Annotated in this window: 13 protein-coding genes and 4 tRNA genes; 7 read left to right on the plus strand and 10 right to left on the minus strand. The window is 45.1% G+C overall.

The window, feature by feature from the left end; all coding sequences use genetic code 11:
- Positions 1-160 precede the first annotated feature (160 nt).
- On the minus strand, positions 161-754 hold the full coding sequence (gene wrbA / locus NI462_RS10715) for an NAD(P)H:quinone oxidoreductase (RefSeq protein ID WP_253160575.1): 594 nt from the start codon (positions 752-754) through the stop codon (positions 161-163).
- A gap of 110 nt (positions 755-864) precedes the next feature.
- Here wrbA and NI462_RS10720 point away from each other — a divergent pair, with 110 nt between their 5' ends.
- Positions 865-2112, plus strand: a complete 1248-nt coding sequence (locus tag NI462_RS10720; RefSeq protein ID WP_253160602.1) for a YihY family inner membrane protein — start codon at positions 865-867, stop codon at positions 2110-2112.
- Positions 2113-2140: 28 nt separating this feature from the next.
- Here NI462_RS10720 and yddG read toward each other — a convergent pair whose 3' ends face one another.
- Positions 2141-3028, minus strand: a complete 888-nt coding sequence (yddG, locus tag NI462_RS10725) for an aromatic amino acid DMT transporter YddG (RefSeq protein WP_253160577.1) — start codon at positions 3026-3028, stop codon at positions 2141-2143.
- Positions 3025-3963, minus strand: a complete 939-nt coding sequence (locus NI462_RS10730) for a DMT family transporter (protein ID WP_005108620.1) — start codon at positions 3961-3963, stop codon at positions 3025-3027. Before NI462_RS10730 ends, yddG begins: the two co-directional genes overlap by 4 nt.
- Positions 3964-4067: 104 nt before the next feature.
- On the opposite strand from NI462_RS10730, the gene NI462_RS10735 reads away from it, so the two are divergent.
- The gene (locus NI462_RS10735) at positions 4068-4889 is read left to right on the plus strand and encodes an AraC family transcriptional regulator (protein ID WP_253160579.1); all 822 of its coding nucleotides are present in this window, start codon (positions 4068-4070) and stop codon (positions 4887-4889) included.
- Between the two features lie 52 nt (positions 4890-4941).
- Here the strand turns inward: NI462_RS10735 and NI462_RS10740 are convergent, their stop codons facing one another.
- Positions 4942-5583 carry a fumarylacetoacetate hydrolase family protein gene (locus NI462_RS10740; RefSeq protein WP_253160580.1) on the minus strand — a complete coding sequence of 214 codons (642 nt, stop codon included), beginning with the start codon at positions 5581-5583 and terminating at the stop codon, positions 4942-4944.
- Between the two features lie 37 nt (positions 5584-5620).
- On the minus strand, positions 5621-6118 hold the full coding sequence (locus NI462_RS10745; RefSeq protein WP_219307354.1) for a YcxB family protein: 498 nt from the start codon (positions 6116-6118) through the stop codon (positions 5621-5623).
- Between the two features lie 159 nt (positions 6119-6277).
- Between NI462_RS10745 and NI462_RS10750 the strand changes: the two genes are divergently transcribed.
- A complete protein-coding gene (locus tag NI462_RS10750) occupies positions 6278-7576 on the plus strand; it encodes an SRPBCC family protein (protein WP_253160581.1) in 1299 nt (432 codons plus the stop codon).
- A 105-nt stretch (positions 7577-7681) separates the two neighbouring features.
- On the opposite strand, the gene NI462_RS10755 is transcribed toward NI462_RS10750, so the two are convergent.
- From NI462_RS10755 to NI462_RS10775, 5 genes are all read right to left on the minus strand, one after another.
- Positions 7682-7758: transfer RNA gene (locus NI462_RS10755), tRNA-Arg, on the minus strand.
- 287 nt (positions 7759-8045) lie between these two features.
- The gene (locus NI462_RS10760; RefSeq protein ID WP_253160582.1) at positions 8046-8651 is read right to left on the minus strand and encodes a dihydrofolate reductase family protein; all 606 of its coding nucleotides are present in this window, start codon (positions 8649-8651) and stop codon (positions 8046-8048) included.
- Positions 8652-8769: 118 nt separating this feature from the next.
- Positions 8770-8846: transfer RNA gene (locus NI462_RS10765), tRNA-Arg, on the minus strand.
- A 50-nt stretch (positions 8847-8896) separates the two neighbouring features.
- Positions 8897-8973 (minus strand) — tRNA-Arg (locus NI462_RS10770).
- A 16-nt stretch (positions 8974-8989) separates the two neighbouring features.
- A tRNA-Ser gene (locus NI462_RS10775) sits at positions 8990-9079 on the minus strand.
- Between the two features lie 263 nt (positions 9080-9342).
- Here NI462_RS10775 and rnr point away from each other — a divergent pair.
- The 4 genes from rnr (at position 9343) to NI462_RS10795 (ending at position 15003) form a co-directional block, all read left to right on the plus strand.
- Positions 9343-11790 (plus strand): ribonuclease R, encoded by a 2448-nt coding sequence (gene rnr / locus NI462_RS10780; RefSeq protein ID WP_253160583.1) that lies wholly within the window; start codon positions 9343-9345, stop codon positions 11788-11790.
- 456 nt (positions 11791-12246) lie between these two features.
- Positions 12247-14301, plus strand: a complete 2055-nt coding sequence (locus tag NI462_RS10785) for a M3 family metallopeptidase (RefSeq protein ID WP_253160604.1) — start codon at positions 12247-12249, stop codon at positions 14299-14301.
- A 40-nt stretch (positions 14302-14341) separates the two neighbouring features.
- Positions 14342-14551: a YheV family putative zinc ribbon protein gene (locus NI462_RS10790; protein WP_171054337.1), complete on the plus strand. Its 210-nt coding sequence runs from the start codon at positions 14342-14344 to the stop codon at positions 14549-14551.
- 17 nt (positions 14552-14568) lie between these two features.
- Positions 14569-15003, plus strand: a complete 435-nt coding sequence (locus NI462_RS10795) for a restriction endonuclease subunit S domain-containing protein (RefSeq protein ID WP_253160584.1) — start codon at positions 14569-14571, stop codon at positions 15001-15003.

Below are 15003 nucleotides of genomic sequence, written 5' to 3' on the forward strand. Positions count from 1 at the left end.
ATCAAAAAGATCAAAAAGATCAAAAAGATCAAAAAGATCAAAAAGATCAAAAAGATCAAAAAGATCAAAAAGATCAAAAAGATCAAAAAGATCAAAAAGAAGCCTAATAAAATTCAGGAAATGAAGTTCATTCTTCATTTCCTGTGAGTGCTTGTCAGACTCAATTGAGTTTCAGTACCACTTCACCTAAACGCTTGCCTTGTACTTCACACAGAATTTTTTCATCCTGACTCAGGCTCTGATCATGCCGTGGGCCGCTGACATGACTAGCGCCATAAGGCGTACCACCAGTTTTGGTATTCGAGAGTGCCGGTGTTGAGTTACTAAGCCCCATGATCATCATGCCATGATGGAACAACGGCGGCAGCATGGTCAGCAAAGTACTTTCCTGTCCGCCATGCATGGAACCTGATGCCGTAAACACGCAAGCCGGTTTACCGTGTAGCGCTCCATTCAGCCACAGACTCGTGGTCTGATCCCAAAAATATTTCATTTCAGAGGCCATATTGCCAAAACGGGTCGGTGAACCAAGCGCCAGGCCGGCACATTGCGCTAGATCGTCCAGAGTACAGTAAATATCCCCTTCTGCCGGAATACTCGGTTCAGCGACTTTTACCATGCTGGATATATTTGGAACTGTCCTGATTTTTACTGCCACGCCTGCCGCTTCAATTCCATTGGCAATCAGATGCGCCATTTCTTTGGTTGAGCCATATTTGCTGTAATATAAAACAAGGACATAAGGTTGCATCATGGTTCTTATTCATTACTTAAAAAAATAAAACTATACGATACTTTGCAAGTTTTTTGGTTAAGCTGATGGTGAAAATTCATGATGATTAAAAAAATTGAGATTGGATGCAGATGATTGTTAAGTATTTAAAGAAATTACCTTTCTATGAAAAACACTGGTTTCAATTTGTTTTATTTGTACTTCGACGTTTTGAAGCAGACCGCTGTCGCGAACAGGCAGGTTCCCTGACCTACACTACCCTGTTTGCGGTGGTGCCTATGCTGACGGTTTTTCTGGTAATTATCTCTTCCATTAAAGCGCTGGAACCTGCGCGGCAGCAATTGCAACAACTGATCTATAGTAATTTTTTACCCAAAACTACAATTGCCTTTGATAAGGCCCTGAATGCCTTTACCGATAAATCCAGCAATCTCACCATCATTGGTATTCTGTTCTTGTTTGTGACGACAGTATTGATGCTCAGCAGTATCGAAACGGTGTTTAACCGCATTTGGCGCGTGACTGAAACGCGGGGCGGAATTATGGGCTTTATGCGTTACTGGACCATCATTTCGCTCGGGCCGATTTTACTCGGCAGTGCATTTGTGATTTCTTCGACCGTGGCATCCATGAGCATTCTCAGCAATAACTTTGCCGGTTATGAGCTTGATGGCGCTTTTGTCCTCTGGACGATTTCCTTTTCTTTGACTGTACTCGGATTTTTCATTTTGAACTGGACCATCCCGAATCGCAGTGTACCGCTTAAATCTGCCTTTATTGCCGGTCTATTTAGTGCCGTGGTGTTTGAGCTGCTGAAAAATCTGTTTGGCTATATCATGTCAAACTTTACCAGCTATGAGATCGTCTATGGTGCCTTCGCCGCCGTGCCGATTTTCCTGCTCTGGATTTATCTGTCGTGGATTATTGTGTTATTGGGTGTTGAAATCAGTTATGCCCTGACAGCGTTTGAATCTGGTCAGGACAATAAACGCCATCCCATCGTCATGCTGCTAGATCTGTTAGAACTCTTTTATAGAAAACAGAAAACCGGTGAAAGCATCAGTGAAGCACAAGCGCTTGAAGTGCTGGGCCGAGATGAAATTGGCCGCTGGCCGAGCTATGTCGCCATGTTTGAAAAGCAGAATCTAATCAAACGCACCGATGAGAATGAATATGTGCTGGTTCGCGATCTGGATCAGGTCAGCTTCTGGAATTTTTATCTGCAATTGCCTTATCCACTGCCACGCAAAAACCATCTCACCAATGCCCAGACTGATGACATCTGGATGCAAAATTTCTCACCTAGATTACAGGAAACTGATCAATATCTGGAAGAAAAACTCAATTTCCCATTGTCCGAACTGTTCCGACATAAATAAAAAAATCCTCTCGCTTGAGAGGATTTTTTTAACTGATAGCGGTAGATTTCCAGCAGACTATAGCGCCTGCAGTCACCAAACCCGTCCCAATCCAGAAACTGAGTTCGGGCCTGACATCCAGAATCAGCATGGACATGACCGAAGAAAGAATCGGCATAAAGTAAGTGGCTAAGATCAGCACCTTGATATTGCCGAATTGCATACTCTGATTCCAGTTGCTATAGGCGATACCAATCAGACTTCCCACCACCGCAATTCCCAGCCATAGCTTGAATGAGGGCATGATAAAAGGTTCATTTAATCCTAAATGTAAGAGCCATAAGCTGATTACAGCGACTATAAAGAAAATCGGTACACCATTTTGTCCGCGGCCATAGGTCCTAGTTAGAACGCAGTAGCAAGGCCATAACAAAGCGCCGAGAAAGGCAAAGCCATAGGCCCAAGGATTTTCAGCTAAAGCCTGCATAAACTTCGGCAGATTAGTGATTTCTGGATTGACCACCAGCATCAGTCCCATCACAGCGAGCAGAAAGCCTGGAATCACCCAGAGGCGAGCCTGCAACTGTCGGGCAAAAATCGAAAAAACAATCATCAAGGGTGGCCACAGATAATTGATCATGGCAATCAGCATCACCTGTTCACGATTATCCGACCATGCCACAGCAACCAGAAATAGAATCTCATAAGCCACAAATAAAGCGCCACAACCGAGCAGATAACGCTTGGACATTTGCATGATTTTTGGAAAGCCGGTGAACGCAAAAATCGCCAGACTGCTAAAACTATAAATTAAAGCAATCCCCTGCACTGCACTGGTGGATTCAGTAATCAGTTTCACTACGGCGACCAGACTGGCCCAGATCAGAATAGAAGACAGACCAATCCAGGTCGCTAAATTTACAGACCAGATTTTCATGCTTGCTCTTGAATGCTTTTATTGATATTCGGTTTTTTCAGCCATCCCTGCAAACTCACTAGAATCACACCCAGCATGACCATACAGGTGCCGATAATAAAATTGATTTCGATATGTTCATCCAGAATCAGTACGCCGAACAGCATGCCGAATACAGGGGTCAAAAAGGAAAATACCCCTAGACGCGATGCCAGATAATGCTTCAGCATCCAGAACCAGATCAGATAACTGGCAAAGGAAATCAGCACGGTATGAAAAACCAGACTGGAAATAGACAACACCGTCCATTGAATGGCTGCTTGTCCAGTCAGAACAGCCAGAGGCAATAACAGCATTCCACCTATCAATAATTGATAGAACAAAGTCTGGGTTGCAGGTGCTTCAGCCAGCCGGCTCAGACGTACACTGACTGTGGTGGCTGCCCAGAATACGCCGCCAAGCAAAGCCAGAAAATCTCCCCACAAGGCATCAGTTTGTAAAGTTGATTCTGTCTGTGGACGTAACAGAAAGCTGACTACAATTCCGCTAAAGGCAAGAAATATTCCGCCCCATTGCACAGAAGACAAACGCTCTGCCGGCAATTTCCAGTGTAAACCCAAAGCCACAAAAATCGGCGCGGTATAAAGTAAAACAATCGTATGCGAGGCTGAGGTATAACGCAGTGCCTCACCAATCAGATAGAATTCGGTTGCAAACAACACACCGACCAGCAATCCTGCAGGTAAATAGCGTGCATTCCAGAGTTGACGGCGCACGCTCTGCTGAATCAGGGGATAAACCATCAGCGCAGACAAGGCTGAACGCAAGGCAATTTGCATCAGGGCTGAAATATCATTCGCGGCCCACTTCAGTACCACCTGTTGTAAACCCCACAACATACACAATACAAACATGATGGCAGATGCTTTGGCATCTAATGCCTGACGCTGGCTCACATACGGTCCTGTTGCTCATTTGGAAGGTACACTATAAAAGTGTCAGAAATAAAAGATATACTTCAAAACAGACAAATGATGGTGTTATTCAGGCAATTTCGGTGATGCATAAAAAAATCCAAGCAGATTCAGCTTCGCTCAAGCAACTTCCGACCCATGATCTGATTAAAGCACCTCTGTGGATCAGTTTCAGGGAAGATCCTGCGCAATCTGTTTATCCGCTACATGGCCATGCCTGGGGAGAATTTGTCTATGCTTTTCATGGCGTGATGGAAGTGAATATTAATCATATAAATTATGTGACGCCTTCACCTCACGGCATCTGGCTCCCACCGAATTTAGAGCATCGTGGTCTGAACCGTACCGCAGTTTCTCATGGCACCCTGTATGTGCATGAATCACTATGCAGCCAACTGCCCACCCAACCCGGCATCCTGCTCAGTGCACCTCTGGTCACCGCTTTATTCACCCACCTGAAACAACTGCATCAGCAAGACCATCCAGCACTCGAGAATTCAGTTGAATATCAGCGTCTGCTACAGGTGCTGCTCGATCAGCTGCAGCAAGCCCAACTGGTCAGCAGTTATTTACCGCATTCAGAACATGCATTGCTGAAACAGATTTTAGATTATTTACATCAGCATCCGGCAGATCAGAGCTCGCTGCAGCAACTGGCAGAACGCGTCAATTTAACCGAGCGGACGCTAGCGCGATATAGCCAGAAAGAACTGGGAATGTCACTACATGAATGGCGGCAACGCCTGAAAGTGATGCAGGCCATGTCTTTATTAAATTCAGGTCATAGCGTTGAAAGCATTGCCTTTGATCTGGGCTATGCCAATGCCTCGGCATTTATCAACATGTTTAAACGCTGGATGGGAAGCACCCCTGATCAGTTTCGCAAGCGTTATACTGTTAATGATTAAAATTATGCATATGAAAAAGGAGCCCATTGGCTCCTTTGATTCAAAATCTTGGTTATTTCACAAAAGTCGTCCAGACATAATCCTGAGCCTGCCCCTTCAGCGTCATTTTCAGTTGATCGCCTGAATGCAATGCCGCAACGCCTGCCGGGGTACCGGTCATCACCACATCGCCTTCTTCCAAAGTAAAGACCTGACTGATGTCAGCCAGCAACGTCGCAATATCAAATATCAATAATGCAGTATCGCCTTTTTGACGTAGCTCATCATTGACTTGCAGTGTGTAATGCACATCTTTCCAGTCCGTGACTACATCGGCGACAGGCACCCAGTCCGACAACAAACAAGAACCATCAAAGGCTTTGGCACGTTCCCAAGACTGGCCTTTTTTCTTGAGATCATCCTGTAAATCACGCAAAGTTAAGTCCAGACCTAAAGTCACCGCACCCACAGCGTCAAGTGCTTTCACAGGATTGCTTTCTTTGCTTAAGGTCCGGTCAATACGCAAGCTGAGTTCACATTCATAATGGCAGTTGCCCCATTCCGGATTCCATTCAATGCCTGCTTCGAGCGAAGTTAAGGCACTCGGTGGCTTGATGAATAATACGGGACGATCAGGGATCGCATTGCCGAGTTCTTTGGCATGATCGGCATAAATGCGACCCACACAAACGATTTTGGATGGACGTGTGCTCATGATCAAAACTTCCCTTTTCCTTTTATAGATATCTGAATTATTTTTTAAATGTATGCTCGAACATACTCTGTTCAGTGCCGTCCTTAAATGCACGCTTCGGCACAATAACCACGGTACGGTTTTTCAATTCCAGCATATAAGTCAGTTTACCAACAGCAAAATTCTGCACTTCGCTATATGGCACCAGCTTGCTACGATCATTGGTAAAAATTTCCGCATAGTCCTGATACAAATCAATACCCTGTTCGCTTTTACCAAACTGATATTTAACAAACTGGCGTTTAAACATCATCGGCAGGAACCAGTAACGCATGATGCCTTGCAGGAGCAGAAAGAATGCGCCCAAAGCCACGTAATAACGTCCGACGCCATCAAAGCCCATCGAGAAACCCCAGATGATGATCCCGATACTGACCAAAGGGGTCAGAAAACGTGAAATCTGCTTTTTACCAAACGTCGCCAGGGCAAAACCATCCTGAGATTCTTCTAAAGTCAGAAAATAACGGGTCGATAAAGTCGGTGCTGACTCAGTCATAGCATCACATCAAAAATAAAATCTTGCCCAATACTATACCAAAATATCCATAGCGCTTATGCGCCTGTCGCATCAATTACATAACTTTGCTTTGGAAATACGTGCATTTGGTTTTAAATAAACAGCAATTAAAACAAAAAATACGCAACAGGATGTTGAATGAAAGGATTAAAGCAATGCATGCTCATCGGTGTTTGTTTGGCAGTTTCTGCTCCAGCACTGGCCAAAATCATTCCCTGGAATGCCGAACTGCCGAGCAGTCTGAGTGCTTATCAGGGCAATGCCCAGCAACTGGCAGAATTAACCGGCGAGCGAATTCTGATTTATGCGCATCCCTCGACTAAAACCCAGCTTCCCACCTTAAACAGTAATGCAGCCAGCAAGACACAGTTTTATAGTGCGGCTGTGATATTGCCTGTGGCTGAAGCTCAAGTTGAAAAATTGCTGCGCCATTATCCGAATTATGTGGGTCTGTTTCCGACCTTAAAGTCAGCCAAAGTGCTGGAGCAGCAGGGTTCGATTCAGCAGGTCAAATATCAGGTTCATATCCCGACCCCGATTTCGGTCTTGAACTTTAAAGAAACCGTGGTGATGCAGCATCATCTGGGTGATAACAGCATTAGTACTTTAATTATCGATGCGCCAATTCCCTATGGTGCAGGAAAACTGGAGTGGTTTGCACTGGGTCCGCATAGAACGCTGGTGACTGTCACCCAATGGGGCGACCTGAACCAGCCCAAAGGCTTTTTATTCAGTAAAATCCTGAATGCGCTACCTGAAGCCAAACTCGGCATTCCGCCGAGTACCAATGCATTTCTGCTGGAAGCACTACAACAACGCTTTAAAATCGAGCATACAGCAGCACTAGCAACTCCGATTCCGCAACTTAGATTCAACCCTCAACAGCTACAAAAAATTGCCCAGATCAGCCAAAAGTCTGGTCAACCAGTCAGTTTCATTTTGCCGAACTATCAGATTAAAGAAGGAAAAGTCTCAGAAAATTTAAGATTTAGCAGCACCTATCAATATTTTGCGCATCCGGTCAAAAAATTGCGGCCATGGTTGGCTGCTGAAGCGACGCAGCAACTTTTCCCCCGGCAAATCAAGAAGGTCGAACTGAATCCGGTCAATACCCAGAATATAGATGCCAACTATAAGGTTTCGGTGGGTTTAGGGGTGATTCAGATTCCATTTAACTTCAAGATGCGTTTTTACCAGCTTGATTCCCTGCAAAACCAGTTCAATGCCAATGGCGGCGACTTGAAGTTTGTGAAAGGTGGCATGCGCTTATTACCGCAGTCACAAGGTACCTTATTTCAAATTACCAGCAGCATGAAGATTCACGATCAGGCGCCATTCTTATTAAGAGCTATGCGCAGCATGCCCTATCACGATGTTTTACCTGCGGTAGGTGGCAATACCGTTTATGCACTGAAAGTTCAGCAAAAATTAAGATAAGAAGGATGCAGAGAGTTATTGGTTTTTTATATGAAAAATTCACACACATTCCAGACACAAAAAAACCGCATCAATGTGCGGTTTTTTCAGATTTTTTATCAAGATTGGTGCGCTCAGAGAGATTCGAACTCCCGACCCCTTAGTTCGTAGCCAAGTGCTCTATCCAGCTGAGCTATGAGCGCGACGTCTTGATGGGGTGCATTATACGAGTTTTTTCAGTGTTGTTAAGTGTTTTTTAATAAAATCTCAACCGAACGTACAGTAATTAAACGATGCAGCAATATTCACAACTTTCTGCTGAAAACTTCTGCAAATTTAGAGCTAAAAGCACTTAATTAATTCAACCAAGAAGCTTCATTTTCCAAAAAATTTCAGCACCAAATAATGGGTCAACCTTAAGTATTCTCAACCAGGTATCCAGCCAGAATAGAATTCAAATATAAACCGACCATCACTCTTGTGCGCTTTATCACTCGCGTATTGTTCCCGTTTTTACTTCTCCTGCCCTTTGATAATGCGTAAACACAATACCATTTGAGCTGACCAGATGATCTATCAATTGAAAAGCGGCGGGTATTGATTCATGACTAAACAGGCGTTTGCCAACACCCAGTATAATTGGAAAAGTCAGCAGACAAAGTTCATCCACAAGCTCATATTTGAAAAGCGCCTGTACCACTGCAGCACTGCCATAAACTCGAATATCCCCCTCTCCTGATGCTTTAAGCTTGATTACCTCATCAATGCTTTTCAGAAAAAGGGTATTTTGCCAGTCCGAGTGCTCGAGACTGGTAGAAAGAATATATTTATTGACGTCATTGATTCCCGGCCAGTCTTCAGTATGTGTGGGCCAGTAAGATTCAAAAATCTGAAAAGTATTTTTTCCTAAAAGAATATCGGAGGGCTGCATCCATTTTTGCATGATGGCATCAAATGCCGGATCAGGTTCCGCATTAAAATACGGCGCCACCCAACCACCATATTGAAAACCACCAGATAGATCTTCTTTCGGGCCGCCGGGCGCCTGCATTACACCATCTAGAGTCAAAAACTCCTGGACAATTATTTTTCTCATCACGACTGCCTTTATTTTTATTCACTCGCCTGAGACTTATTTTTAGCACGTGATGTCTGGTGTTTCTGTAAATTTTAGGCACAAAAAAACCGCAACATGTGCGGTTAATTGTTCAAGTTGGTGCGCTCAGAGAGATTCGAACTCCCGACCCCTTAGTTCGTAGCCAAGTGCTCTATCCAGCTGAGCTATGAGCGCGTAACTTGTGTGCCTAGGTTGGCAATACGTTTTTTTCTGCTTAACTTACTTGGTGCGCTCAGAGAGATTCGAACTCCCGACCCCTTAGTTCGTAGCCAAGTGCTCTATCCAGCTGAGCTATGAGCGCGCGACGTAAGTAAGCGTGGCGGTGAGAGAGGGATTCGAACCCTCGATACAGTTACCCGTATGCGTCCTTAGCAGGGACGTGGTTTCAGCCACTCACCCATCTCACCGTAACGTGCGGCCATAATACAAATTTCGGCATGGCACTGCAAGCGCAGCATCAAAAAAAAGTGCATATTTTTGCTCGTTTAAATACTTTTTAAGCAATTCCTCGATTTTTCGTGCATTTTGATGGCAAAAAAACTGCATAAATTTCCAGTTATCGAAAATTAACAGAAAATTGAAAACTTAAATGGATTATTGCAATCATTTACGTGCAGTCTGCGCACACATGTTTTATGCTAAACCTATCTCCTAAGATAAATTTAAAGACATGATGAAAAACTGGGTCGATCCTGAAGCAAAAGCTGAAGCCGAACGTTATGACAACCCTATCCCTAGCCGCACGCTCATTTTAGAAACCATCGAAAAGAACAATGCCCAGTCCCATGCAGACCTGGTCGAACATTTTGAAATTGCAGATCAAAAAAGTATTGATGCCCTAAGCCATCGTTTAATTGCGATGGTGCGTGACGGGCAACTGATGAAAGACGGCTACAAGTTTCAGATTGCCGTCGAGCAACCTGAATCCGAAGCGACGGTTTATATCAATTCCCGGGGGATGGGAACTGCCAACATTTCCGGCCAGGACGACTTATTATTGGCTGAGCGTGAACTGCGCCTGGTCTTTAATGGTGACCGCGTTAAAGTGCGTCAGACTTCGGTAGACCGTAAAGGTAAAGCCTGGGGCTATATTACTGAAGTTGTGCAGCATCGTGTCAAACAGATCATTGGTAAAGTGTCAGAATATGATGGTGAATACTTTATCCAGCCAGCCAACCCAAATGCGCATCAGCCAATCACCCTTGAAAAAGAACTGATCGAACATGCCCAGGCTAATCTGGGTGACTCTATTCGTGTGGCGATTGATACCTATCCGACCCGTGAAGAATTCGCGACTGGACATATTGTGCAGTCCATGGCAGACAAGGCCGATACTGAAATCATTATTCCACAAACCATTTTAGAATATGGTTTGCCTTATGAATTCCCGGAAGAAGTGGTTAAAGAAGCCGAAAGCTTTAAAGAGCCAACGGCCAAAGACCGTGAAGGTCGTGTGGATCTACGTGATTTAGCCTTGGTCACCATTGATGGTGAAGATGCACGTGACTTTGATGATGCCGTTTATGCCGAAAAACGTCCGGGTGGTGGCTATCGTGTGGTCGTGGCCATTGCCGATGTCAGCCATTATGTACGTCCAGGCAAACCGCTAGATGATGAAGCGCAGGAACGCGGGACGTCAGTCTACTTCCCGCACTTCGTTTTACCGATGCTGCCTGAAGCATTGTCGAATGGCCTGTGTTCGTTAAATCCGAACGTTGACCGCCTATGTATGGTCTGTGATTTAAAACTGTCACGTGCTGGCCGAGTCACCGGTTTTGAGTTCTATCCGTCTGTCATGCATTCCAAGGCACGTTTGACCTATGATCAGGTCGCACAGTATCTGGAAGGTGACAGCCAGGCGATTACCGAAGATCGCGAAGTTCGCAAGTCGATCAACACCCTGTTCCAACTTTATCAAGTTCTTAAAAGTTTACGTGCTGAACGCCATGCCATGGAATTTGAAACTGTTGAAACTTACATGACCTTCGACGAACTGGGCGGAATTAAAGAAATTCTTCCACGCAGCCGTAATGATGCGCATAAGCTGATTGAAGAGTGTATGTTGCTGGCCAACGTGGCAGCCGCAGAATATGCATTGAAAAATGAAATGCCAATGTTGTACCGCGTGCATGAGCCACCTGAGTTCTCACGTATCCAGAAAGTTCGTGACTTCGTCAAGCTGCTGGGTTTGAATTTCCCGGAACAGCCGACTCAGAAAGATTATCAGGCGGTGATTGAAGCGACCAAAGACCGGATCGATGCACCAAGTATTCATGCGGTGTTATTACGCTCCATGATGCAGGCTTACTATGGTGCGAGTAATGCCGGCCATTATGGTCTGGCTTATGAAGCCTATACACATTTCACTTCACCAATTCGTCGTTATCCGGATCTGTTATTGCATCGTGCCATCAAGGCACATTTAAATAACAAGCCATCTCCGCTTTCAGGCGGTGCTTTAGATGAAGCTGGTGACCATTTCTCTGCCACAGAACGTCGTGCAGATGAAGCGTCGCGCTCGGTGACGACCTGGTTGAAATGCCATTATATGCAGCAGCATCTGGGCGAAGAATTTATCGGTATCATCAGTGCGACGGCAGAATTCGGCCTGTTTGTAACGTTAAAAGACCTGTATGTCGATGGTATGGTGCATGTCAGCCAGCTAGGCGACGACTTCTTCGTCTTTGATCAAAGCAGCCAGAATCTGATCGGCCAGAACCGTGGTCAGGTCTTTGGGCTGGGCGATGAAGTCAAAATCAAGGTTGCCGGTGTCAATCTGGAAGAGCGCAAGATCGACTTTGAACTGGTGCAACAACTCAGCCATGCTGGCCGTGCAGTTCGTGCCCGTGCACCACGCGTAAGTGAGAAAAAACCAGTATCACGTCCAGCCGCGACAGAAGAAGTGTTCGGCAACAATGAACGTGAATCTAAATCCAACCTGAGCGCCGATGGAGAACAGCCCATACGACGCAAAAAAGGAAAAGGAAAACCCAGCTCTTACAGTAAAAAGTCTGCTAAACCATCTGCAGGAAAGTCTGAAGCAAAGGTTAAAGATAAAGTAAAGAAAAAGGCCAAGGTCAAAAAGAAAAAGTCGAATGCAAAAGCCAAGACTGAATAATTTTTGATGGTTTAAAAAGAGCGCTACGGCGCTCTTTTTTCTTTTAAACCTTATCCAGAATAAATACGATTAGAGTAAAAATACTTACCGCATCGAATCATCAACTTAGATCAGTCTGATCAGGTACCTTCCCTATTTCTAAACAAAACTGACAGGAAAACTGCCTCCTATTTTGATCTACACTCAAGCAGTGAAATTCAAAGATCTGCAAAGACATATTTCCTATTTCTTTGAAACAGACTATGGAATTCTGCCTATTCTTAAACTATCTGTTTCGGAGTTTCAGCGAGCAACACCAATCAGTTGAACTATAACTCAACATTAGCAAAAGTAGCTTGGACATCATTGTGAACGAGATTGAATAAATCTCGATACCTCCTGCTTCAGAATAAATCACCGGTCAAGCTTGATTTCTCGATCAAGAAGCCTTACTTCTAGAACTAACACTGAAAATTAATTTGGCAGACCGACATGACTTTAGAAAAGGCAACTTTGCCTGTTCCGCAATTTGATCAGATTACGCTGGCTGAGCTAAAACAAAAAATTGAAAGCTGTATCGCTGAAGGTCAAAAGTTCCTGAATGAACTTACCGAAACACCTACTTCAGTACAGGAGCAGCTGGCTACTCTTGAACATGTCGACACACTTGAAAACAATATGAGTGAGTCTTGGGGCATCCTGTCACATTTAAATGCCGTGATGAACAATGCCGAAACCCGTGATGTCTATCAAGCACTCTTACCGGGTCTTAGCGAATACTATACGCAACTGGGTCAACATACGGCGCTCTATCAGACCTATCAGCATATTTATGATGCGTCGATTTATAATGAACTGCCGGCAGCGCAGCGAAGCGCCATTAAACTGGCCTTACGTGATTTCAAACTGTCTGGGGTGGCATTAGAGGGTGAAGCGAAAAAACGTTATGCGGAAATTTCGGCTCGTCTGTCCCAATTATCATCCGACTTCTCCAACCATGTACTGGATGCGACTCAGGCCTATTTCAGACCGCTAAATGAAGAGGAGTTAGCGGGTCTATCTACCAGTAATATTGAGCTGTTAAAACAATATGGTCAGCAACGTGAACTGGATCAACCGGTGGCTACGCTGGATTTCCCGTCTTATCTGGCGATCATGACCCATTCAGAAAATCGTCCTGTGCGTGAAGAACTCTATAAAGCTTATACTACCCGCGCGTCAGATCAGGCTGAACAGAGCGAGTTTGACAATACTGCATTGATCGAAGAAATCCTCAGTCTGCGTCTGGAAATGGCAAAACTGCTTGGCTTTAATAATTATGCGGAATTGTCCTTAGCCAGTAAAATGGCACCGAGTGTAGAGGCAGTAGACGAATTTTTGCGTGATCTGGCAGAGCATGCCCGCGCACCAGCAGAACAGGAAATTGCTGAACTGAAAGCGATTGCTGTTGAAGATGGCATCCGTGATCTGCAACCGTGGGACAGTGGCTATTATTCTGAAAAGCTGAAAATGCAGCAATTTAACCTGTCACAGGAAGCGCTTAAACCTTACTTCCCTGCACCGAAAATCCTGCAAGGCCTGTTCAATATTGTCAATCGCCTGTATGGCATTCACGTGATTGAACGCGAAGCGCCTGTATGGCATCCGGATGCACGTTATTTTGAACTGGAAGATCAAGGTCAGGTGATTGGCGGCTTCTATTTTGACCTGTATGCACGCCAAGGCAAACGTGGCGGTGCCTGGATGAGTGGTTTCCGTTCCCGTATGCAGACCAGTGATGGCCTGCAAAAACCGATTTGCTATATGGTCGGTAACTTTACCCCACCTGTCGGCAATCGCCCTGCACTCCTGACCCATGATGAAGTGATTACCCTGTTCCATGAATTTGGTCATGGCCTGCATCATATGCTGACAGAAGTGGACAATATTGCGGTAGCAGGTACCCATGGCGTGGCTTGGGATGCCGTTGAGCTGCCAAGCCAGTTTATGGAATTTTGGGCCTGGGATCAGGAAAGTCTGGATCTGCTCAGCGAGCACATTGAAACTCAAGAATCCTTGCCGGCAGAGTTGCTGAAAGCCCTGCTCGATGCACGTTTCTTCCAGTCTGGCATGCAAACCCTGCGTCAGCTTGAATTTGCCCTGTTTGACCTGAGTATTCACCGAGCCAATCCGGCTTTAAATGCAACACAGGTTCAGGCTACTCTGAATGAGATCCGTGAAAAGTATGCGGTCCTACCGACCACCGACTATAACCGTTTCCAGCACAGCTTCAGTCACATTTTTGCCGGTGGTTATGCAGCAGGATATTATTCCTATAAATGGGCCGAAGTTTTGGCCAGTGATGCCTTCGACCGCTTTGAAGATGAAGGTATTTTTAATACCACTACCGGAAAGCAGTTTCGGGAAAATATCCTCGCAGTTGGCGGAAAAGACACAGCACTTGACGCATTTATCAATTTCCGCGGACGCGAGCCAAAAATAGATGCGTTGCTGCGTCATCAAGGTTGGACGAACCCCTCTAAAAACGCTTAAACTAGCTTTTTAAGTTGATCACAAGGTGAGTATGATGACCATTAAACGTCGTTTCATTGCAGGCGCAAAATGTCCAAAATGTCAGGCGTTAGATCGCGTCGTCATGCTGACCTCTGGTGAAGATGAATGGATCGAATGTATTGAATGTGGTTATGAAGAAAATCGTCCCACACATGTTGATCAACCAGAAACACCAGCTGTTCCAGATGAAGTTGGCGTGATTCAGTTTAAACCTCGTTCAGTAAAATAAAAATCAAGGTTCAAGCTATGTCAGTAGAACAAAGAAATAACCCCAAACTTTTAATGGGGATTATGGGGGCTTTAGTTACTGTCGTTGCATTGGTATTGCTATATCAGTGGTTGAATGCCTCTTCCGGTGAAGCGGAACGCATGCATCAGGAAGATATCGCGGCTGTTCCGGCAGCAAAACCTGCGGCGAAAACTGAAGAAGATACGGCGGCAGCGAAAGCACCTGAGACGATCGAAGCTAAAGCACTGGTATCAAATCAGCTGTTAGATGCACCAGTGCCGGAGAATGCCAGTTTGGCCAAAGAAGAAGTGGCTAAATTAGATGACATCCAAGTTCAGCTCAATGAACAAAAAGCCACACTGGATGCGCAGCATAGCGATGCCGACCAGTTGATCCAACTGAAAGAGGAACAGATCAAGTTACTTGAAGCACAACTTGCTCAAAGCCAGTAA

The sequence above is a fragment of the Acinetobacter lwoffii genome, from assembly GCF_024129715.1.
GTDB classification, from domain to species: Bacteria; Pseudomonadota; Gammaproteobacteria; order Pseudomonadales; family Moraxellaceae; genus Acinetobacter; species Acinetobacter lwoffii_U.